The 325-nt window shown below is 54.5% G+C and carries 1 rRNA gene; it reads right to left on the minus strand.

The features are described from left to right. A 16S ribosomal RNA gene (locus ACTHS3_RS17510) occupies window positions 1-325 on the minus strand; the annotation flags it as partial.

Here is a 325-nt window from a genome sequence, read left to right on the forward strand (position 1 = left end):
CCTCTCCAAGATTCTAGCTACCTAGTTTCGAGGGCAGTTCCGGGGTTGAGCCCCGGGCTTTCACCCCCGACTTGAATAGCCGCCTACGTGCGCTTTACGCCCAGTAATTCCGAACAACGCTAGCTCCCTCCGTATTACCGCGGCTGCTGGCACGGAGTTAGCCGGAGCTTATTCTCCAGGTACTGTCATTATCATCCCTGGTAAAAGAGCTTTACAACCCTAAGGCCTTCATCACTCACGCGGCATTGCTGGATCAGGCTTTCGCCCATTGTCCAATATTCCCCACTGCTGCCTCCCGTAGGCTGTCTCTTATACACATCTGACG

The sequence above is a fragment of the Neisseria sp. P0009.S007 genome (genome assembly GCF_051962515.1).